This is a genomic window from Arthrobacter sp. LAR12-1-1.1, assembly GCF_040676555.1.
Lineage (GTDB): Bacteria > Actinomycetota > Actinomycetes > Actinomycetales > Micrococcaceae > Arthrobacter.
Genome location: NZ_JBEGIG010000012.1, coordinates 524,474 through 544,975 on the forward strand (window position 1 = coordinate 524,474; position 20,502 = coordinate 544,975).

The window sequence follows — 20,502 nt, forward strand, 5'->3', positions numbered from 1 at the left end:
TTTTTTTCGACTTAGCTGGGGAGAGGAGGCAGACTGGTATGCATGAGCCACACTTCTGCCGAATCTGTCACTAAAACCGGAATGTCAGTCCCCGGAGAATCAGTCGCCGGGGCATCGGCGCCCGAAGATTCAACTGAGCAGTTCTTCACCCTCTGGACCGTTTTCAAACGGTCCGCGGACATCCTGCGCGGCGCGGACGCAGCCGAAGACTTCGAAGCGCTGATGAAGAGTCTCGCCGACGCCGGCGTCGTCCACCGCGGCAGCTACGACGTCTCGGCGATGCGGGCCGACGCAGACATCATGGTCTGGCTGCATGGTCCCCGGCCGGAAGCGCTGCAGCGGGCAGTCCGGGACATCCGGCGCAGCAAGCTGTTCGCCGGCACGGAGATCGTCTGGTCCGCCATGGGCGTGCACCGCGAGGCCGAGTTCGCCAAGAACCACACCCCGGCGTTCTCCCGCGGTGTGGAACCTGCTGAGTGGCTCTGCGTCTACCCCTTCGTCCGCTCCTACGAGTGGTACCTCCTGCCGGACGCCGAGCGCGGCGCCATGCTCCGCGACCACGGCATGCTGGGCCGCGACTTCCCCCAGGTCATCTCCAACACGGTTTCCTCCTTCGCCCTGGGCGACTGGGAATGGATCCTCGGGCTGGAAGCCCCCGAACTCGTGGACCTCGTGGACCTGATGCGGCACCTGCGGGCCACCGAAGCGCGGCACCATGTCCGGGAAGAAATCCCGTTCTACACCGGCCGCCGCGTCACCGCCGCCGAGATTGCCGAGGTCCTGGCATGAGCCCGCTGGATCCCCAGGAATCCGCAGCCTCAGTAACCGCCGTGAACCCTGTCACCGAGGCCGGCCGGATGGCCCCCAAGGAGTACGACGCCGTGCTCCTCGCCTCCTTCGGCGGACCCGAAGGCCAGGAGGACGTCATCCCGTTCCTCCGCAACGTCACCCGCGGCCGCGGCATCCCCGACGAACGGCTCGAAGAGGTCTCGCACCACTACCGCGCCAACGGCGGCATCAGCCCCATCAACGGACAGAACCGTCAGCTCAAGGCCGGCCTCGAGGCCGAACTTGCCCGCCGTGGCATCGGGCTGCCCGTGTTCTGGGGCAACCGCAACTGGGACCCGTACATCCCGCAGACCCTGCAGGAGATCTACGACGCCGGCCACCGCAAGGTCCTCATGCTCACCACGAGCGCCTACTCCTGCTACTCCAGCTGCCGCCAGTACCGCGAGGACATCGGCATGGCGCTGACCGAAACCGGACTCGACGGCAAGCTCGAGGTCGACAAGGTGCGCCAGTACTTCGACCACCCCGGCTTCGTGGAACCCTTCATCGAGGGCACCGCCGCCGGCCTCGCCGACGTCCGCGCCCAGCTGGCCGCGGCCGGCACCCCGGATGCCCCCATGCACATCCTGTTCGCGACGCACTCCATCCCGACCCGCGACGCCGAGGCCGCCGGCCGCTCCGAGGGTGAGCCCCGAGACTTCGAGGAAACCTCCGCCTACGTGGCCCAGCACCTGGCCTCCGGCACCGAGATCATCCGCAGGGTGGAGGCCGAGACGGGCCTGACCGCACCGTGGTCCCTCGTCTACCAGTCCCGCTCCGGCGCCCCGCACGTGCCGTGGCTCGAACCGGACATCAACGACGCCATCGAGGAGCTCGCCGGCCAGGGCGTCAAGGGCATCGTGATTGTGCCGCTGGGCTTTGTCAGCGACCACATGGAAGTGGTCTGGGACCTGGACACCGAGGCGCTGGAGACCTGCGCCAGGCTGGACCTGGCCGCGACCCGCGTCCCCACGCCCGGAACGCACCGCAAGTTTGTCGCCGGGCTCGTGGACCTCATCTGCGAGCGGACCGCCGCGAACAACATCGCGGAGCGGCCGCACCTGACCAAGCTCGGCCCCTGGTATGACGTCTGCCGTCCCGGCTGCTGCGCGAACTTCCGCGGCGACAAGCCCACCATCGCCGGAGCCGACACCACGGTGGGGACCGGACACGTTCCCTACCCGGCCGCACCTGCGGCTTCGGGCACGGCTGCGACGGCGGCGGGCCGGGTGACCCCATGACCGTCCGGATCGGCACCCGCGCCAGCAAACTGGCCCTGACCCAGACCCAGCAGACCGCGGACCAGCTGGCCGCTATCGGCGGGTTCCCTGTCGAGCTCGTCCACATCCGGACCGACGGCGATGTCCTCAAAGGCTCGCTGTCCCAGATGGGCGGCACCGGCGTGTTCGTCGCCGCGCTGCGCGACGCCCTGCTGCAGGACAAATGCGACGTCGCCGTGCATTCGCTCAAGGACCTCCCCACAGGTCCCGCCCTCGGCCTGAGCCTCGCGGCCACACCGAAACGCGTCGACGTCCGGGACGTGCTGTGCGCCCGCGACGGGCTCAAGCTTGCCGATCTGCCCAGCGGGGCGAGCGTCGGCACCGGCTCCCCGCGGCGCGCGGCCCAGCTCCGCGCCGTGCGTCCGGACCTGGACATCCGCGACATCCGCGGCAACGTGGACACCCGGCTGGGGCGCGTCCCCGGCCTGGCGGGCAACACGAACGACGCCGTCGTTGACGGCAAATCCGGCGACCTCGACGCCGTCGTGCTCGCCGCCGCCGGACTGCACCGGATCGGCCGGCTCGACGCGGTCAGCGAGTACCTCGAGACGGACGTCATGCTCCCTGCCGCCGGGCAGGGCGCCCTGGCGATCGAATGCCGCACCGCCGATGCTCCCCGCAGGGCCGGGTCCACGGAGGGCTCCCAGGGCGTGCTGGCGCAGGCCCTCGCGGCCCTCGATGATCAGGACACCCGGCTCGCCGTCACGGCGGAACGCGCTTTGCTGGCCCGTCTGGAGGCCGGATGTGCCGCCCCGGTGGGCGCCTATGCCTACCGCAAGGGCAGCATGCTGTACCTCGAAGCGGTGGTCTGCGCGGTTGACGGCACGGCAACCGTCCGCGACAAGAAGGCCACCGACGGCCTCACCGAGGTCGGGGCAACGCTGCTCGGGATCGAGCTGGCGGAAGTCCTGCTGGCCCGCGGCGCCGCCGACATCGCGGACCTGGCAGCTTCCTGAACAGCGGATTCCACCACTTCATGGGACGGCACAGCGACCATCACCACACGGGCGGAACACCGGGCATGAGGGTGCCGGACGGTGCCCGTGTGCTGGTAGCCCGCAGCCCGGACCGGGCGGGGGAGCTCGTCACGGCCCTCCGCCGTGTCGGTGCCGAGCCCTTGCTCCTGCCGCTGATCGACTTCGAGCAGGCCAGTGACCAGCACTCCCTCGACGTCGCCTTCGACGCCCTCGGCGCCGGGGCCTACACGTGGCTCGTGATCAGCAGTGTGACCACCGTCCAGGCTCTTGAGGCGAAGGCGGCCGAACGCGGCGCCTCCCTCAGCAGCTGGCTGCCCGGCAGCATTCTCGTGGCCACGATCGGCCCGGCGACCCGCAGCTTCCTGGAATCCCGGGGCATCAGCGTCGACCTTGCCCCCACAGGCCAGCAGTCCGGAACGGGTCTGCTCGACATCTGGCCCCAGAACCAAGGCAGCGTGCTCCTGCCCCAGGCGGACATTGCCGACCCGCGGCTGCGCAAGGGCCTCGAGGCCCGCGGTGCGGCTGTCCAGGCCGTCACCGCCTACAACACGGTCGACTATCCGGCCGATCCGCGCCGGGCCCTGCCCGCGTCTGCACCGGCCTCACCGCAGACGTCGCCGCAGACCTCGCCGCACGGGACCGGTCCCGCAGGGCAGGACGCGCCGCCGCCCACCGTGCTCACGGTGGCCGAGGCGAAAGCGGAAATCGGTGCCGGCCGGCTGCACGCCGTCGTCGCCGCCTCGCCCAGCGCAGTCCGCCGCATCCACGCGGACCTCGCCCCGCTGGGCAACTGCCGTTTCGTCGCCATCGGACGCTCGACGGCGGCCGAGGCGGCCTCACTCGGACTCACCGTCGCCGCCGTCGCCCAGGAGCCTACGGCGTCCGGCCTGGTTGCCGCCGTCGTCCGGTCCCTGGACCACCAGCACTCTTCACCTCATCCGTCAGTCGCAGAGCCCTCAGCAAAGGACACCACATGAGCTTCCCGACCCACCGCCCACGCCGGCTCCGCACCACCCCGGCCATGCGCCGGCTGACCGCTGAACACCGGCTCTCGGCCTCGGAGCTCATCCTGCCGGCCTTCATCCGCGAAGGCCTGAGCGAGCCCAACCCGATCGCCTCGATGCCCGGCGTGCAGCAGCACACCACCGATTCGCTCCGGCGCGCCGCGGCCGAGGCCGTGCAGCTGGGCGTCGGCGGCATCATGCTGTTCGGCGTCCCGGCAGTCCGGGACGCGCTCGGCACGGCCTCCCTGGACCCCGACGGTGTGCTGAACAAGGCCATCCGGGACGTCCGCGCCGAGGTCGGCGACGAACTCGTGGTCATGAGTGACGTGTGCCTGGACGAATTCACCGACCACGGCCACTGCGGCGTCCTCGACGCCAACGGCTACGTCGACAACGATGCGACCCTGGAAATCTACGGCCAGATGGCGGTCGCGCAGGCCGAGGCCGGCGCCCACGTCCTGGGCCCCTCGGGCATGATGGACGGCCAGGTCGCCGTGATCCGACAGGCCCTCGAGGACGCCGGGCACGCCAACACCGCCATTGTGGCCTACGCCGCGAAGTATGCCTCCGCGTTCTACGGCCCGTTCCGCGAAGCCGTCGACTCGCAGCTGACCGGCGACCGACGCACCTACCAGATGGACGCCGCGAACCGTCGGGAGGCGATCCTGGAGGTCGACCTGGACCTGGCAGAAGGCGCCGACATGGTCATGGTGAAGCCTGCCATGAGCTACCTGGACATCCTTGCCGACGTCGCCGCCATGAGCCCCGTCCCCGTGGCCGCCTACCAAATTTCCGGCGAGTACTCGATGATCGAGGCCGCCGCCGAGAACGGCTGGATCGACCGCCGTGCCGCCATCACCGAGTCCGTCCTGGGCATCAAGCGCGCCGGTGCCAACATGGTGCTGACCTACTGGGCGAGCGAGCTCGCCGGCTGGCTGAAGGAATCCCGGTGAACACGGCCCCCGAGCCCCGGATCTCGACGCCCACTGCCCCGGTGGGGTCCAACCGCATCCTCCTCGGCCTGAACACCTTCGGTGACGTCGGCGTCTTCCCGGACGGCCACCCCGTTCCGCACGCGCAGGTGCTGCGGCAGCTCCTGGAACAGGCCGAACTTGCGGACGAGATCGGCCTGCACGCCTTCGCGGTGGGGGAGCACCACCGCCGCGATTTCGCGGTTTCGGCCCCGGAGGTCTTCCTGGCCGCGGCGGCCGCCCGCACCAAGAACATCCGGCTCGGCTCCGCCGTGACAGTGCTCAGCTCCGATGACCCCATCCGGGTCTTCCAGCGCTTCGCCACCGTGGACGCCATCTCCGGCGGCCGGGCAGAGGTCATGCTGGGCCGCGGGTCCTTCATCGAATCCTTCCCGCTCTTCGGCCTCGACCTGGCCGACTACGAGGTCCTCTTCGAGGAAAAGCTTGAGCTCTTCGACAAGGTCCGGGCACAGAAACCGGTCCACTGGGAGGGACGCACCCGGCCGGCCATCAACGGCCTGAGCGTCTATCCGCCGCTGGAACACCACCTGCTGCCGACCTGGATCGGCGTGGGCGGCACCCCCGAATCGGTGCTGCGCTGCGCCGAGTACGGCTACCCGATCATCTTCGCGATCATCGGCGGCCAGCCGCGGTCCTTCGCGCCGCTGGCCAACCTCTACCGTGAGGCCATGGGAAAGTACGGGCACCCGATGCAGCAGATGGCCACGCATTCACCCGGCCACGTTGCCGCGACGGATGAGGAAGCCCGGGAGGAGTTCTTCCCGCACTGGCTCGAGCAGCGGAACCGGATCGGGGCCGAACGCGGCTGGGGTCCGGCCAGCCGGGGCGAGTTCGACGCGATGTGCACGCCCGAGGGAGCCCTCTATGTCGGCTCGCCCGAAACCGTGGCCGCGAAGATCGCCCTGCTCAAGAAGAACCTGGGCGTGGACCGCTTTGACCTCAAGTACAGCAACGGCACCCTGCCGCACACGGCGATGATGCGCTCCATCGAACTTTTCGGCACCGACGTGGCGCCCCGCGTGGCCGCGCTGCTGGCCGCGAACTGAAAGAATAGGAACCATGACTTCCAGCATGCCTCGCAACGAGGAACTCTTTGACCGCGCCCGCCAGCTGATGCCGGGCGGCGTGAACTCACCCGTGCGCGCCTTCGGTTCCGTGGGCGGGACGCCGCGGTTCATGGTGTCCGCCAAGGGTGCCTACCTGACCGACGCCGACGGTGCCGACTACGTCGACCTCGTCTGCTCCTGGGGCCCGGCGCTGCTGGGGCACGCCCACCCGGACGTCCTCGCCGCCGTGCACGCCGCCGTCGACCGCGGACTGTCCTTCGGCGCCTCCACGCCGGACGAGGCGAACCTTGCCGCCATCGTCAAGGAGCGCGTCCCTGCCGCCGAGCGCGTCCGGATGGTGTCCACCGGCACGGAGGCGACCATGACGGCCGTCCGGCTGGCCCGCGGCTTCACCGGGCGGAACCTCATCATCAAGTTCGCCGGCTGCTACCACGGCCACCTCGACGGCCTCCTCGCCGCCGCCGGCTCCGGCCTGGCGACCCTCGCGCTGCCCGGCTCGGCCGGCGTCACCGCCGCTACTGCCGCCGAGACCCTCGTGCTGCCTTACAACGACCTCGACGCCGTCGAAGCCGCCTTCGCCAAGCACGGTGACAGCATTGCCGCCGTCATCACCGAAGCCGCTCCCGCCAACATGGGCGTGGTCACCCCCGGCGACGGCTTCAACGCCGGCCTGTCCCGGATCACCCGCGAGCACGGCGCCCTGCTGATCCTCGACGAGGTCCTGACCGGCTTCCGCACCGGCTACTCCGGCTACTGGGGCCTCACCGGCGGGGCCGCCGACGCCGCCGAGCCGTGGACCCCGGACCTGCTGACGTTCGGGAAGGTGATTGGCGGCGGCATGCCGACGGCGGCCCTCGCCGGACGCGCGGAGGTCATGGACTACCTGGCGCCCCTGGGACCCGTCTACCAGGCCGGGACCCTGTCCGGGAACCCGGTCGCCATGGCCGCCGGGGTCGCGACCCTCACGCACGCGACCCCCGAGGTCTATGCGTTCGTGGACGCCCGCTCGCTGGAACTCTCCGCGGCGCTGTCCTCCGCCCTCGACGCGGCCGGCGTGGACCACTCCATCCAGCGCGCGGGCAACCTGTTCTCCGTGGCGTTCGGCACGGGCGCCCGGGGTGTCCACAACTACGAGGACGCCCAGGGCCAGGAAGTGTTCCGCTATGCCCCGTTCTTCCACTCCATGCTGGACTCCGGCGTCTACCTGCCGCCGTCGGTCTTCGAAGCCTGGTTCCTCTCCGCCGCGCACGACGACACTGCGATGAACCGGATCTTCGATGCCCTGCCGGCCGCGGCGAAGGCGGCAGCCGGCGCCACGGCGTAGCCTGAGCCCTTAAACGACTGATGGCACCCGCCGCGGCGGGTGCCATCAGTCGTTAATGCCGCGGCCGGCGAACTACAGAACGTCCGCGAGGAACCCCTGCAGCCGTTCAGTCCGCGGGCTGGTGAAGATTTGTTCCGGCGGACCGGACTCGACAACGACGCCGGCGTCCATGAAGGTCACGGTGTCCGAGACGTTGCGGGAGAAGCCCATCTCGTGGGTCACCACCACCATGGTCATGCCGCCCTTGGCGAGGTCGGCCATCAGCGCCAGCACACCCTTGACGAGCTCCGGATCGAGGGCGGAAGTGGCCTCGTCGAAGAACATCACCTCCGGCTTCATGGCCAGGGCGCGGGCAATGGCGACGCGCTGCTGCTGGCCGCCGGAGAGGTTGGCAGGACGCGCGTCGGCCTTGTGCTTGAGCCCCACCAGGTCGAGCTGCTCGAGCGCCTCGGCCCGGGCCTGCTCGGCCGGCAGCTTGCGCAGCTTCCGCAGCGCCAGCGAGACGTTGTCCACCACGGTCTTGTGCGGGAACAGGTTGAACTGCTGGAACACCATGCCGATCCGCTGGCGCAGCTCGTCCGGGTTGTCCTTCAGGACCGAGCGGCCATCGAGCAGGATGTCGCCCTGGTCCGGTTCGATCAGGCGGTTCATGACCCGCAGCAGCGTGGACTTCCCTGAGCCGGAGGGGCCGATCACCGAGGCGGTGGTGCCCGTCGCGACGTGCAGGTCGATGCCGCGGAGGACATGGTTTGAGCCGAAGGACAGGTGAAGATTCTTGCCGGTCAGTGAGCCGGAGGCGAATTCGCTCATGCCTGAGCTCCCTTCCCGATCAGGGCCGCGGCGTCGTCCGGCTGCCGTTTCTCCGGACGGCCGGTACGCAGGCGCTTGTCGATGTAGTTGACCAAGTGGGTCAGCGGAACGGTCAGGATGAGGTACATGAAGGCCGCGGCAACCAACGGCGACAGGTTCCCCGTGTTGGCGGCGGCATCGTTACCGATCCGGAAGATCTCACGCTCGCTTGCGAGGAGGCCCAGCAGATAGATCAGGGAGGAGTCCTTGATCAGCGTGATGAACTGGTTGACCAGGGCCGGGAGCACCCGCCGGATGCCCTGCGGAATCACCACGAGGCGCATGGATGAGCTGTAGCTGAATCCCAGGGCGCGGGAGGCCTCGAGCTGGCCCTTTTCCACGCTCTGGATGCCCGAGCGGAAGATCTCGCCGATGTAGGCCGCCGCCATGAGGGTCAGGGCGAAGATGGCGAGCGGGAACGGGTTTGTGGATCCGGTCAGTGCCCGGACTATGGGTCCGAGCCCGAGGCCGATCAGCAGGATGACCACAATGGCGGGAACGCCGCGGAACACATCCGTGTAGATTCGGGAGAGCACCCGCAGCGCAGTGCTCCGGGATGTGCCCATGACGGCCAGGACCATGCCCAGGATGCACCCGAGCACACCCGAGGAGACCGCCAGGATCAGGGTGTTCCGCAGGCCGAACATGATCATGTTCGGCAGGACGGCCGCCATCGCCTCCCAGTCAAAGAAGGTCTTTACGAGTTGATCGAGTGCATCCATGGACTAGGACTTCGGAACGGTGACGGCCTTGGAGCCCGGGGACCACGTGGCCGGGGTCTCGCGGTCCGGGTACCATTCCTTGGTCAGCTTGGACCAGGTGCCGTCGGCAATCACGGCGTCGAGGCCGGAGTTCAGCGCGTCAATGAGCGGCTGGTTTTCCTTGTTCACGGCGTACGCGGTGAAGTTCTGGGTGTTCACAACCGACTCGGCGATGACGGTGCCGTCGCCTTCCTTGACCTGGCCGGTGGCCTGCTGCGACGGTGCGACCCAGGCGTCGACCTGGCCGTTCTTCAAGTTGGCGTAGGCGGTGTTGTAGTCCTCGAAGCGGACCGGCTCGATCTGGAGCGTGTTGGTGACGTAGTCATCCTGCACGGTGCCCTGGACTACGGCGATGCGGGTGTCCTTAGTCAGGTCCTTGAAGCCTTTGATGTTGGAGTCCTTCTTCGCCACCACGGCCATGTAGCCGAAGTCGTAGCCGTTGGTGAAGCCCACGGTCTCGCGGCGGGCGTCAGTGGTGGAAATCGAGGAGGACCCGAGGTCGAACTGCTTGTTCTGGACCTGGGCGAGCAGCGACGCGAAGCCGGTCGCCTTGAACTCCACCTTGAGGCCCAGCTTGTCCGCAATGGCACGCAGGAGCTCGTTGTCGTAGCCGGTGAACTTGCCGGACTCGTCGATGTAGATGTTCGGCGGGGCGTCCGAAAGCGTTCCGACAGTCAGGGTTCCCTCACTGATCAGGCCGAGCTTGGACTTGTCAATCTTGTCCAGGGGAGTGACGTCCTTGGTGGTGTATTTGTCCAGGGATTTCTGGTCGCTGCCCTGGAGGGCATCGGAGGGTGAGGCCGTTGTCTGCGCCGACCCGCCGCCGCACGCTGCAAGGGAGACCGCCACGGCGAGGGCCACGGGAACGGTTGTCAGCCACTTCAAGGCTTTGCTTTTCATCACGCAATCACTTTCGTCTGAATTCAGAGGGTCGCGGGAGGCTCATCGGGCCCCCGGCCGCTGATTTGGGCGCCGGGTGGAGCAGGCACACCGCGAAAGATAATTGTGTCATCCGACGTGGACGCCCATTCAATCCGAACGAATCAGGGCTGGCGCAAGCGTTTCACGAAGTATCTTCAGGATTCCGGGTGATCGGCCGTGATCCTGGCAGCGGCGGCACGGGGCTGCGGAATCATCGGCAAAGGAGCACCCGGCAGTTGGAAGCCCCGGGCAGTGTGAGCTCCGTCGCAATTGCTGGATTTACGTGCAGCGGGGGTCTAGTTAAGCCGTTCCAAGGGCGAACGTTTCGTTTTAAGAAGTGCTCCCGCACCCTGCTCCGGACGTCAAGGAGCCCCGGCGTCCAGTTGTCCCGGCGTCCGGAAATCCTAGAAGTCGCCGCGGCTGGCGTCCTCGGGCGGCAGGACGGGCCAGTCGCCTTCGATCACGGCGGCTGGCTTCGTTTTGCGCAGGTAGCTCTGGAAATCCGCGGCCTGGGCCGAGGCCCATTCGACCTGGAGCTGGTGCAGGTGGCTCGCCGGCATCCTGAGCTTGGGGAATTTGCCGGCCATGGCGTCGAGCATGCGCAAGGTTGCCAGGGCGTCGGCAGCGGAGGTGTGGGCATTGTCCAGGCTGACGCCGTATTCCTCACACAGGGCGGTGAGCGTGCGCTTGCCCTTGCGGTAGCGGTCCACCTGCTTGTTCATGATGTAAGGGTCCAGGACCGGGAAGCGGCTCAACTGCGGGACGCCGTACCGGGCCGACTCTGCCGCGAGCACGGTGAAGTCGTAGCTGGCGTTGAAAGCGATGACGGGAACGTCGGCGTCGAACAGCTCCTGCAGCACGGCGGCGAGTTCGCGCGTCACCTCGGCGGCCGGGCGGCCTTCGCGGCGGGCTTGCTCGGTAGTGACGCCGTGGATATCGCTGGCCTCGGTGGGAATCTCAACGCCCGGATCGGCTAGCCATTCGTGTTCCTTGATCACTCCGCCGACGGAGTCCACCACTGTGACCGACGCCGTGACGATCCGTGCCGAGCGGGAGTTGCGGCCCGTTGTTTCGAGGTCGAAGGCTGCGCGGGGAAGGCTGTTCCAAGTGCTCATGCGTCAACGCTACCTGCTGCCTCCGACAGTTCTTGACCGCCGTGCCCGCGTGCCGTCCGGGATCGGGTCCAGCGTCCGGAACGGCTAGGCTGGACCGATGCGGACGGAGTATGTGGAGGCGGTGCTGGAGCTCGTGGCGTTGATCCCGGCCGGTACTGCGGTGGCCTATGGCGACGTTGCGGAACTCCTCGGCTCCGGCGGCCCGCGCCAGGTCGGTTCGGTCATGAGCCACCATGGCAGCAGCGTGCCCTGGTGGCGCGTCCTGAAGTCCAGCGGGGACGCGCCTCCCGGCCTCGAGCACGAGGCCTTGGCCCTCTATCTCCAGGAGGGGACCCCGCTGCTGGGTCGTTATGACGACTTCCTCCGGACCGGCGAGGGACGCTGGCGCGTTGACCTGGCCTCCGGCCGGTGGGCGCCCACCGACGCCGACTTCGACCGGATCGACGCCATCGCGGAGCGGCTCGAGCGGGAGTCGCATAAATTGTCGGTACCCGATGATGAAATGACTGTGTGAGTACCCCCAGCCACGGCCAGAAGTTTGAACAGGCAGAGATTAAACAGGCAGAGTTTGAACAGGCAGAGTCAGAGCAGGCACAGTTTCAGCAGGCAAAGTCTCAGTCTGCAGGACTGCGCCTGCTGCCGCCCCGGACCCACCACAGCGCGGTCCCGGTGCTGTCGCTGGACCAGCTCGGCGCCGTCGAGGTTCCGTCCGGCTCCGGCCCCGTCCTGGTGCCAGGAGCACCCGGCACCGGTAAATCGACGGTCCTCGTCGAGGCTGCCGTCCGCCGCACTCTCCGGGACGGCCTGGACCCGGAGCGGATGCTCATCCTGGCTCCCGGAAGGCTCGCCGCGGACACGCTCCGCGACCGCTTCACGGCCCGCTTGGACCGGAGCCTGAGCACGACGCCGGCGCGGACCTGGGCGTCATATGCCTTCGATCTGATCCGGCGTGCCAAGGCAGAAGGCCTCCTGCCGCTGCCGCGCCAGCCGAAGCTGCTCTCCGGCCCGGAACAGGACCTGATCATCAAGGAGCTGCTGGAGGGCCATGCGCTGCCCGGCCTCGAACTGCCGTGGCCGGAGGACCTGGACGCTGCCCTGCAGACCCGCGGTTTCCGCCAGGAAGTGCGCCAGCTCTTTGACCGGATCATCGAATCCGGGCGGACGGCCGAGGACCTCGTGGCGTTGGCCCGGCAGTGCAACCGGCCCGACTGGATTCCGGCGGCCGCACTCTACTCCGAGTACCGCGACGTCCTGGACCTGCGCATGCCCGAGGCCTTTGACCCCGCCGGCATCATCACTGCCGCACGCCAGATCTTCCAGGACTCACCGGATTTCCTCGCCGCCGAGCGTGACCGCCTGCAACTGATTCTGGTGGACGACATCCAGGAGGCGAACCCCGCGGTCTTCGAATTGCTGGCGGACATCGCCGCCGGCAAGGACGCCATCATCACTGCCTCGCCGGACACTGTGGTTCAGGGCTTCCGCGGGGCGCGCCCGGATCTCGTGGCGGAGCTTCCCCGCCTCCTGGCCCCTGACGCAGTGATCCTGGAGCGTCCCCTGTGGACGGCGCATCGGCATGCCCCGGACGTGGCAGAGGCATGGCTGTCGGTGGCCGGGCGCATCTCCCGCAGGTCCGGCGGACAGTCCGCACGCCGGCTCGAACAACCTGAACCGGTCCCGGCGCCGGGATCTGAGCTCCCGACGCCGGACGGGGCGCCCCGCGCCGCCGGCCGCCCTGGGGCGGTCGAGGCCCACCTGCTGCCGTCCCCGGTCCACGAACTGCGGTACGTGGCGCAGCGGATCCTCGAAGCACAGCTGAACGACGCCCGGGAACTTGGGGACATTGCCGTGATCGTGCGCAACGGCGGCCAGCTCAGCCAGCTGCAGCGGTACTTGGCCGGCCAGGGGATTCCGGTCCGGATTCCCGTCGCCGAATCCGCCGTCCGGGACGAGGTCGCGGTCCGTCCACTGCTGGATGCCTATGCGGTGGCCCTGGACCCCGCCGCGCTCACGCCCGAGTCGGCCGTGTCCTTGCTGACGTCCCGGATAGGGGGCGCCACGTCGATTGAATTGCGGAGGCTGCGGCAGTCGCTGCGCCGGGAGGAACTCCTGGGCGGCGGCGGACGCACCAGCGACGCCCTCCTGGTCGAAGCTCTGCTGGAGCCCGGGGCGCTGGCAACGCTGGGCATCGAGGGGCACTCGGCCCGCCGGATCGCCCGGATGATCCGGGCGGGGCAGGACGCCGCCGAGGCCCCAGGAGGGAACGCCGAGACGGTGCTTTGGGCGCTCTGGCATTCCACCGGCCTTGCCTCCCGCTGGACCGAGGCCGCCCTCGCCGGAGGGTCGGCCGGTGCCAGGGCCGACCGTGACCTCGATGCCATGATGGCGCTTTTCCATACCGCGGAACGCTTTGTCGACCAGCTGCCCGGCTCCGGCCCCGAGCAATTCCTTGAATACCTGCTGAGCCAGGAACTGCCCATGGATACCCTGGCCGCCCGGGCGCAGCTGGAGGACGCGGTGGAACTCATGACCCCTGCCAGCGCCGCCGGCCGGGAGTGGCCTGTGGTGATCGTGCCGGGACTGCAGGAAGGCGTGTGGCCCAACACCCGGCTGCGCGGCGAACTGCTCGGCAGCACTTTGTTCGCCGACGCTGTCGAACACGGTGTGGAATATGCCCTGCGACTGGATCCGCAGAGCCGGCTGCGCGAAATCCGCTATGACGAACTCCGAAGCTTTTCCACCGCGGTGTCCCGCGCCCGCGAGGTGCTGATCTGCACTGCCGTGTCCTCGGAGGATGAGCAGCCGTCCTCGTTCCTGGACTATGTGGCGCCGCTGCGGCCGGGGCAGGACCGCCGGGGCTTTACGCCGGTCGAGCGTCCGCTGACCCTCCGGGCGCTGGTGGCGGAACTGCGCCAGTACGCCCAGCTCGACCCCAAGGCTGCGGAGTCGGCCGAAGCCGCGGCCGTGCTGGGAGCCCTGGCCACAACTGAGCCGCCGGTTCCGGGCGCACACCCCGCGAGCTGGTGGGGACTGGCCGAGTTGTCCTCGGAGGAGCCGGTTGTTCCGCCGGGCGGTACCGTGTTCGTGTCGCCCTCGAAGGTCGAAACCGTGCAGAAATCGCCGCTGGACTGGTTTGTCCAGGCCGCCGGCGGAGAAGCCGCGACGGATTTTGCCCGCAGCCTGGGAACTCTGGTCCACGCCATCGCGCAGGACCTCCCGGACGCCTCGGGAAGCGAATACGTCGCGGAACTCGTCCGGCGCTGGCCCACACTGGGGATGAAGGACAACTGGGAGGGCAAGCTGGACTTCCAGCGTGCCGAGTCCATGGTCCGCAAGCTCGCCCAGTATGTCCTCGTGATGCGCAGCGAGGGCCGGAGCCTGATCGGCGTCGAACAGGACTTTGAAGTCAAACTGCCGGACGTTCCGGCGGAGACCACCGCCGGACCCGCCTCCGAACCCGGCGACGGCGGGAGCCTCGGACCGGCGCGGCCCGCCGTGCTGCGGGGCCAAGTCGACAGGCTCGAGATCGACGCCGAGGGCCGGCTGGTGATCATCGACCTCAAGACCGGCAAGCGCCAGCCCGGCAAGGCGGATCTGGACCGCCACCCGCAGCTGGGCGCCTATCAGGCCGCCGTGCTGGCCGGGGGCTTTGCAGGTCCCGACGACGGGCCGCCGCCGCTGCCAGGCGGGGCCGTCCTGGCCCAGCTGGGCACCACAACCAAGAGCCCCGGCATCCAAGCCCAGGCCCCACTGGACCCGCAGGACAACTGGGCGCTGGAGATGGTCGGCGACGCCGCCCGTGTGATGTCCGGCAGTGTTTTTCAGGCCCGCCACGATCCGTCCAAGGGAGGCCACGGCGGCCACGGCTGCCGGCTCCCTGAAGTGTGCCCGCTGTGCGTGCGGGGAAAGCAGGTTACTGAATGACCCCCGAGGCGCCGGCGACCGGCCCGGCCGGCCTGCATCCGGCACCGAATCCCCTTCCCGCACCGCGGTTCAGCCCGGAGGAGCTGTCGGCACTGCTGGGGGAGAAGAACAGCCCCACTGCCGAACAGTCCCTGATCATTTCCTCGCCCCTCACGCCGCGGCTCGTGATCGCCGGCGCGGGCTCGGGGAAGACCGCCACCATGGCGGACCGGGTGGTCTGGCTCGTTGCCAACGGCTGGGTCCGGCCGGAGGAGGTCCTCGGCGTCACCTTCACGCGTAAGGCCGCCGGTGAACTCGCCTCGCGGATCCGGGCCAAGCTGGCCGCCCTGACGCGCATCGCGGCGGCCGACACCGGGAACACTGTCTTCCCGGCCGGGCTGCTGAGCACGGACGCGCTCGAACCCAAGGTCTCCACCTACCACTCGTACGCGAGCGGCATCGTGTCCGACTATGGCCTCCGCCTCGGCGTCGAACGCGACGTCGTGTTGCTCGGCGGCGCCCAGTCGTTCCAGCTCGCCAGCGAGGTCGTGGAAGCCTTTGACGGGGACTACGAACACTTCCGGTCCGCCAAATCGACGCTCGTCAAGGCCGTGATCCAGCTGGCAGGAGAATGCGCGGAGCACCTGCAGGACCCGGCCGAGGTCCGTGGCTGGCTGCTGGAACGGGTCGCCGCGTACGAATCGCTGCCGTACGTCGCAGAGGCCAAGAAGAACCCCACCCAGGCGGCGGGCGAGCTCAGCGCGATGCTGCGCACCCGCGCCAGCGTCGCGGACATGGTGGGCCGCTACTCCGCGGTGAAGCGCGCCCGCGGCGCCCTGGACTTCGGCGACCTCGTGGCCCTGGCGGCCCGGGTGGCCAACGAGATTCCGGTCGCCGCCCAAACGGAACGGCAACGCTACAAGGTAGTGCTGCTCGATGAGTTCCAGGACACCTCGCACGCCCAGTTGGTGCTGTTCTCCCGGCTCTTCGGTGACGGCCATGCCGTCACCGCGGTGGGGGACCCGAACCAGTCCATCTACGGATTCCGGGGAGCCTCCGCCGGGCAACTTTTCCACTTCGTCCGTGAATTCCCGGTCCTCGTCAGCGGCGACGGCACCGCCCACAGCAGCGGCGGAGACCAGGAAACCGGCGGGGACCAGGAAACCGGCGGGGGCCAGGAAAGCGGTCCGGCCGGCCCGGCCCGGCGCTTCGCCGTGGCGCCGACCTCGTATTTGACCACCGCGTGGCGCAACGGGCGCAACATCCTGGCCACGGCCAACCTCATTTCGGCTCCTCTGAGCAAGGCGGCGGCGAACCTTGGGACCGCCGGTGCCCGGGAAACTGCCGATGCCGTCGAGGTACCGCCATTGCAGCCCAGCCCGGCCGCCGTCGAGGGCAGGGTCGTGATGGGACGGTTCGCCACGGACGAATCCGAGGCCGCGGCGATCGCCGGAGACGTGCTGAAATTCCGCGTGACGGACTTCGACGCCGCGCAGCCCGCCGACCCGGTTCCGCCGGCCATGGCCGTCCTCTGCCGGCGGCGGGCACAAATGGAATGCATTCGCCGCGAATTCGAAGTCCGGGGCATTCCCTATGAAATCGTCGGGCTCGGCGGGCTGTTGGACACACCGGAAATCATCGATCTTGTGGCCACGCTCCGAGTCCTGGCCGACCCCGGCCGCTCGGACTCCCTCATGCGCCTGCTGGCCGGCGCGCGGTGGCGGATCGGCCCGGCGGACCTGATGGCGCTGCGGGACTGGTCCAGTTTCCTGGCCCGCCGTCGGGGCCGCCCTGGCGGCCTGGACGGCGACGACGCCGGGCGTGCCGACGAGGATACGATCGATGACGCAGTGATTGAAGGCGACATCACGGATTCCGCCAGCCTGGTCGAGGCCCTGGACTGGCTGCCCCGCGACGGCTGGACCTCGGCGCACGGCCGCAGGCTGAGCCCGGAGGCCCGCGGCCGGCTGCAGCGGCTCTCTGACGAGCTCCGGCAGCTGCGCAGCTACATGGGCGACGATCTCACCACCTTGCTGGGCGAAGTCGAACGGGCGATGCTCCTGGACATCGAAGTTGCCGCGCGGCCCGGGATCAGCATCCATCAGGCCCGACGCAACCTGGACGCCTTCCAGGACGCAGCGGCCGGGTTCCTGCACACCTCCCACCGGGTCGACGTCCTGGCGTTCCTCGCCTGGCTTGAAGCCGCGGCGGCCGAGGAAAACGGCCTCGATGCCGCAGCGCCGGAGGTGAACCACGAGGCCGTCCAGCTCCTGACCGTGCATGCGTCCAAGGGGCTGGAATGGGATGTCGTGTTCGTTCCCGGGCTCAACGCCGGAGCGTTCCCCAGCAGCCGGGACTCGCGGTGGAGCAGCGGCAGTGCGGCATTGCCGTGGCCGTTGCGCGGCGATCGCGCCGATTTGCCCCAATGGGACCTCGACCAGCCGGACCAGAAAGGCTGGCTCGACGCGGAGAAGGACTTCAAATCTGCCGTCCAGGCGCACGGCGAAGCCGAGGAACGGCGCCTGGCCTACGTGGCGTACACCCGTGCGAAACACGTGCTCTGGATTTCAAGTGCCGCGTGGGTGGGATCCCGGGCCGGTTTGGCCGAGATGTCACCCTTTCTTTCCGGGCTGGAGGGCCTCACCGCCGACGGCGCAGCCGAAATCCACCCGCTGTCCGTCAGCGAGGACGCGCTGCCCGCGGATAGCCCCTTGACCTCTGAACTCGAAGTCGCCGCCTGGCCCTACGATCCCCTCGAGGGGCCGCATGACCCCCGGACAGGGAAACGGCTGCGGCTTGTCCCGGGCCGGCGTGCGGCCATGGAATCCGCCGCAGCCCGCGTCCTGCAGGCAATGGACGCCGGCCCGGACAGCCACGTGGACAGTGACTCGGCTGCGGCCCCGGCGCACGCCGGTGGAGACGGCGGACGGCGGCCAGTCCTGCGCGGCCCTGCGGCCGGATGGGCAAGCGAAGCGGCCACCTTGCTGGAACGCCGCTCCCGGCGTTCAGTGGTCCAGGACGTGCATCTGCCGGGCCATATCTCGGCGTCCACTCTGGTCGACCTGGAAGATGACGCAGGCTCCGTCGTGGCCCGCCTCCGCAGGCCGGTCCCGCGCGAACCGGGGATGTCGGCCCGCAAGGGCACGGCCTTCCACGCCTGGGTGGAGGAATACTTCGGCGCCGCCGGGATGCTGGACTTTGGTGAGGCTGCCGGCGCTGACGACCACATCGACGAGGCCTACGGCCTGGATTCCATGGTGGAAACTTTCCGCCAGTCCGAGTGGGCGCACCGCGCCCCCGCCCATGTCGAAGTCCCGGTCGAGACACGGATCGGCGACGTCGTGGTCCGGGGCAGGATCGACGCCGTGTTCCGTGACGCCGACGGCGGCTGGGACCTTGTGGACTGGAAGACCGGTCGCCGCCCCTCGGCGGCCCAGCTGAAGGTGAAGGCAGTCCAGCTCGCCGTCTACCGCCTGGCCTGGGCCCGGCTCAAAGGGATCCCATTGGAGGACGTCCGGGCCGCCTTCTACTACGTGGCCGACAACCAGGTGGTCCGTCCGCACGACCTCGGATCAGCGGAAAAGCTTGAGGAAATCGTGGCGGCCGCGCTGGGGAGGACAGCAGCGGCGAGGGGCGCCTAGGCGGATTCTTCCGGCCGGATCGCGCTTGCCGGAACTCGCCCAGCAGGGGGTTCTAGCGGGACGTGGTGTCGACCACCGTGATGGCGGCGGTCGACGTGTTGTCACGAGCGCCGGGCTCCACTGCGGATTCCGCCTGGACTGCGGACTTCGGCTGGACTGCGGAATCCGGCTGGACTGCGGAATCCGGCTGCAAGACGGCGATCGATTGCGTCGACGTGTCCTCGGCGGCGGGAACCGCAGTCTCAGCGTCGCTTTGCCCGGCCTCACCTGCGTCGGAATCCGGGACCCCTGCCTGCCGGGCATCGTCCTGCGTGTCATCAGCCTCGTCGGCAGCCGATGCATCGGCTGAGCCGGGGCTCCGGGGGGCCTCGGGGATGCTGGGCGCGGATCCGGCGACCGGCCCGGCGTCGGCGTCCGCGGCTGTGCCCTCGGGTGTTTCCGTGTCTGCGACCGGCTGTACGACGGCCGTCGGGGCGTCAGCCTCCGCCTCCCGCGGGATCGGCGTGACGTGCACGGCGGGCCTGACACTGATTTCAGCAGAAGCATCATCAGCCGGACCGGTACCGGGTACCGGCTCCATGGGCAGCAGCGTGACCTTGCTGACGGCGGGCGGCGCACCGCTGGCCGGATTGGCCGGAAGTGCCGGCGCGGCCGAAGCCGCGGGCGTCGCCGTCGGCGCATCGGCATCGGCACCTGCACTGGCTTGTTCTGCGCCGGGTTCGGGGGCCGCGACCGGCTGCGGCAGCGGTTCCACGCTGATGGGCTGGCCGCCGTGTTCGGCGACGTCGTCGGCCAGAGTGGCGAGCATGGACTCTGCCTCGTCGATCATGTCCTGGTTGCCGGCGGCCATGCCCTTGACCAGATACTGCGCCAGGGCGAATTCGGCGGACAGCGCAGCCCGCCGCAGCAGGTGGGCATCGGGAACATCGCGCCGGCTGGAGGTGTAGTGATCCAGGACCGCGTTCACAAAGTCCAGTTCGTTCGAGGCGACCAGCCAGGCCATGTCATCCGCCGGGTCGCCGATGCGCAGGTCGGTCCAGCCCGTCACGGCGGTCACCCGGTCACCGTCGACCAGCAGGTTGTCCTCGTGGAGGTCGCCGTGAACGACACAGGGATTGAAGCGCCAGAGGGAGACGTCTTCCATGGCGTGTTCCCAGCGCCGCAGCAGCAGCGGCGGGATTTTTCCGGTCGTGGCGGCCTGGTCCAGTTCATTGAGGCGCCGCTGGCGGAATTCGTTGGGCGTGTAGCTGGGCAGATCGGCATTGCTCACAATTGACCGCGGGAGGTCATGGATCGCGGCCAATGCCGCCCCGATTTCGCGGGCCACGGCGGGGGAGCCGCTGCTGAGGTCGTCCAAGGAGCGGGTGGCGCCGGCCAGGTGCGAGTAGACAAACGTGCTGAGCTGGCCCTGCCGGACAGTTCCCGCCACAGTGGGCATCAGGAACGGCAGCTCGGCCCGGATGCCGGGAGCAAAGGCCCGCAGAACCAGGAATTCGGTTTCCAGCCGGGCGCTGGCTTCGGCGTGCCGGGGGGAGCGGACACGCCAACGCTTGCCCTCGGAGTCCAGCAGGAGGGCTGCGTCGAAGTCCGCCGGATCGTCGGGCGCAGAGCTGACGGCGGTCGGGGTCAGGCCGGGCACCGCCGCTGTTGCTACAGCTGCCAGTTCGATAGGTTTCCTTCTCACCCTTCCACGGTAGATTGAGCGGCGCCCAAGACGGCGATGCACTCCGGCGAGTCTTGAGATAGGGACTAAATGAGGGCGAAAACCCCCGCAAACGGCCTGTCCCGCACACGCCGTGGAGCGCGCGGCGGCGTGGGCGGCAAATGTCAATTGTCTGCC

14 protein-coding genes and 1 pseudogene are annotated in these 20,502 nt (G+C 69.0%); 10 read left to right on the plus strand and 5 right to left on the minus strand.

The features are described 5' to 3' along the window. Window positions 1-42: 42 nt before the first annotated feature. The 7 genes from hemQ to hemL are packed head-to-tail and all read left to right on the plus strand — an operon-like array spanning window position 43 to window position 7,472. Window positions 43-789, plus strand: a complete 747-nt coding sequence (hemQ, locus tag MRBLAR12_RS10535; RefSeq protein ID WP_364745773.1) for a hydrogen peroxide-dependent heme synthase — start codon at window positions 43-45, stop codon at window positions 787-789. Then, window positions 786-2,069: a ferrochelatase gene (locus MRBLAR12_RS10540; protein WP_364745776.1), complete on the plus strand. Its 1,284-nt coding sequence runs from the start codon at window positions 786-788 to the stop codon at window positions 2,067-2,069. Before hemQ ends, MRBLAR12_RS10540 begins: the two co-directional genes overlap by 4 nt. Continuing rightward, window positions 2,066-3,064, plus strand: coding sequence for a hydroxymethylbilane synthase (hemC, locus tag MRBLAR12_RS10545; protein WP_364745779.1), 999 nt, complete (start codon window positions 2,066-2,068; stop codon window positions 3,062-3,064). Before MRBLAR12_RS10540 ends, hemC begins: the two co-directional genes overlap by 4 nt. Window positions 3,065-3,084: 20 nt before the next feature. Then, window positions 3,085-4,062 (plus strand): uroporphyrinogen-III synthase, encoded by a 978-nt coding sequence (locus tag MRBLAR12_RS10550; protein ID WP_364745782.1) that lies wholly within the window; start codon window positions 3,085-3,087, stop codon window positions 4,060-4,062. Beyond that, a complete protein-coding gene (gene hemB / locus MRBLAR12_RS10555; protein ID WP_364745785.1) occupies window positions 4,059-5,042 on the plus strand; it encodes a porphobilinogen synthase in 984 nt (327 codons plus the stop codon). Before MRBLAR12_RS10550 ends, hemB begins: the two co-directional genes overlap by 4 nt. Beyond that, window positions 5,039-6,127, plus strand: coding sequence for an LLM class flavin-dependent oxidoreductase (locus MRBLAR12_RS10560; RefSeq protein WP_364745787.1), 1,089 nt, complete (start codon window positions 5,039-5,041; stop codon window positions 6,125-6,127). The genes hemB and MRBLAR12_RS10560 overlap by 4 nt, the downstream gene beginning before the upstream one ends. A 13-nt stretch (window positions 6,128-6,140) precedes the next feature. After that, window positions 6,141-7,472, plus strand: coding sequence for a glutamate-1-semialdehyde 2,1-aminomutase (gene hemL, locus MRBLAR12_RS10565; RefSeq protein ID WP_229994153.1), 1,332 nt, complete (start codon window positions 6,141-6,143; stop codon window positions 7,470-7,472). A gap of 72 nt (window positions 7,473-7,544) precedes the next feature. On the opposite strand, the gene MRBLAR12_RS10570 is transcribed toward hemL, so the two are convergent. The 4 genes from MRBLAR12_RS10570 to MRBLAR12_RS10585 form a co-directional block, all read right to left on the minus strand. Then, a complete protein-coding gene (locus tag MRBLAR12_RS10570) occupies window positions 7,545-8,282 on the minus strand; it encodes an amino acid ABC transporter ATP-binding protein (protein WP_364745790.1) in 738 nt (245 codons plus the stop codon). Beyond that, a complete protein-coding gene (locus tag MRBLAR12_RS10575; RefSeq protein ID WP_229994151.1) occupies window positions 8,279-9,043 on the minus strand; it encodes an amino acid ABC transporter permease in 765 nt (254 codons plus the stop codon). Before MRBLAR12_RS10575 ends, MRBLAR12_RS10570 begins: the two co-directional genes overlap by 4 nt. A gap of 3 nt (window positions 9,044-9,046) precedes the next feature. Then, window positions 9,047-9,982 (minus strand): ABC transporter substrate-binding protein, encoded by a 936-nt coding sequence (locus MRBLAR12_RS10580; protein ID WP_229994176.1) that lies wholly within the window; start codon window positions 9,980-9,982, stop codon window positions 9,047-9,049. Between the two features lie 425 nt (window positions 9,983-10,407). Beyond that, window positions 10,408-11,118 (minus strand): 3'-5' exonuclease, encoded by a 711-nt coding sequence (locus MRBLAR12_RS10585; RefSeq protein ID WP_229994150.1) that lies wholly within the window; start codon window positions 11,116-11,118, stop codon window positions 10,408-10,410. A 97-nt stretch (window positions 11,119-11,215) separates the two neighbouring features. Between MRBLAR12_RS10585 and MRBLAR12_RS10590 the strand changes: the two genes are divergently transcribed. The 3 genes from MRBLAR12_RS10590 (at window position 11,216) to MRBLAR12_RS10600 (ending at window position 18,662) form a co-directional block, all read left to right on the plus strand. Next, window positions 11,216-11,632, plus strand: a complete 417-nt coding sequence (locus tag MRBLAR12_RS10590; protein ID WP_229994149.1) for an MGMT family protein — start codon at window positions 11,216-11,218, stop codon at window positions 11,630-11,632. Window positions 11,633-11,745: 113 nt separating this feature from the next. After that, on the plus strand, window positions 11,746-15,042 hold the full coding sequence (locus MRBLAR12_RS10595; RefSeq protein ID WP_229994175.1) for an ATP-dependent helicase: 3,297 nt from the start codon (window positions 11,746-11,748) through the stop codon (window positions 15,040-15,042). After that, window positions 15,039-18,662 carry an ATP-dependent helicase gene (locus tag MRBLAR12_RS10600; protein WP_364745794.1) on the plus strand — a complete coding sequence of 1,208 codons (3,624 nt, stop codon included), beginning with the start codon at window positions 15,039-15,041 and terminating at the stop codon, window positions 18,660-18,662. The genes MRBLAR12_RS10595 and MRBLAR12_RS10600 overlap by 4 nt, the downstream gene beginning before the upstream one ends. Before the next feature lie 732 nt (window positions 18,663-19,394). Here MRBLAR12_RS10600 and MRBLAR12_RS10605 read toward each other — a convergent pair. Further along, a pseudogene (locus MRBLAR12_RS10605) lies at window positions 19,395-20,346 on the minus strand (macrolide 2'-phosphotransferase); the annotation flags it as partial. Window positions 20,347-20,502: the final 156 nt, after the last annotated feature.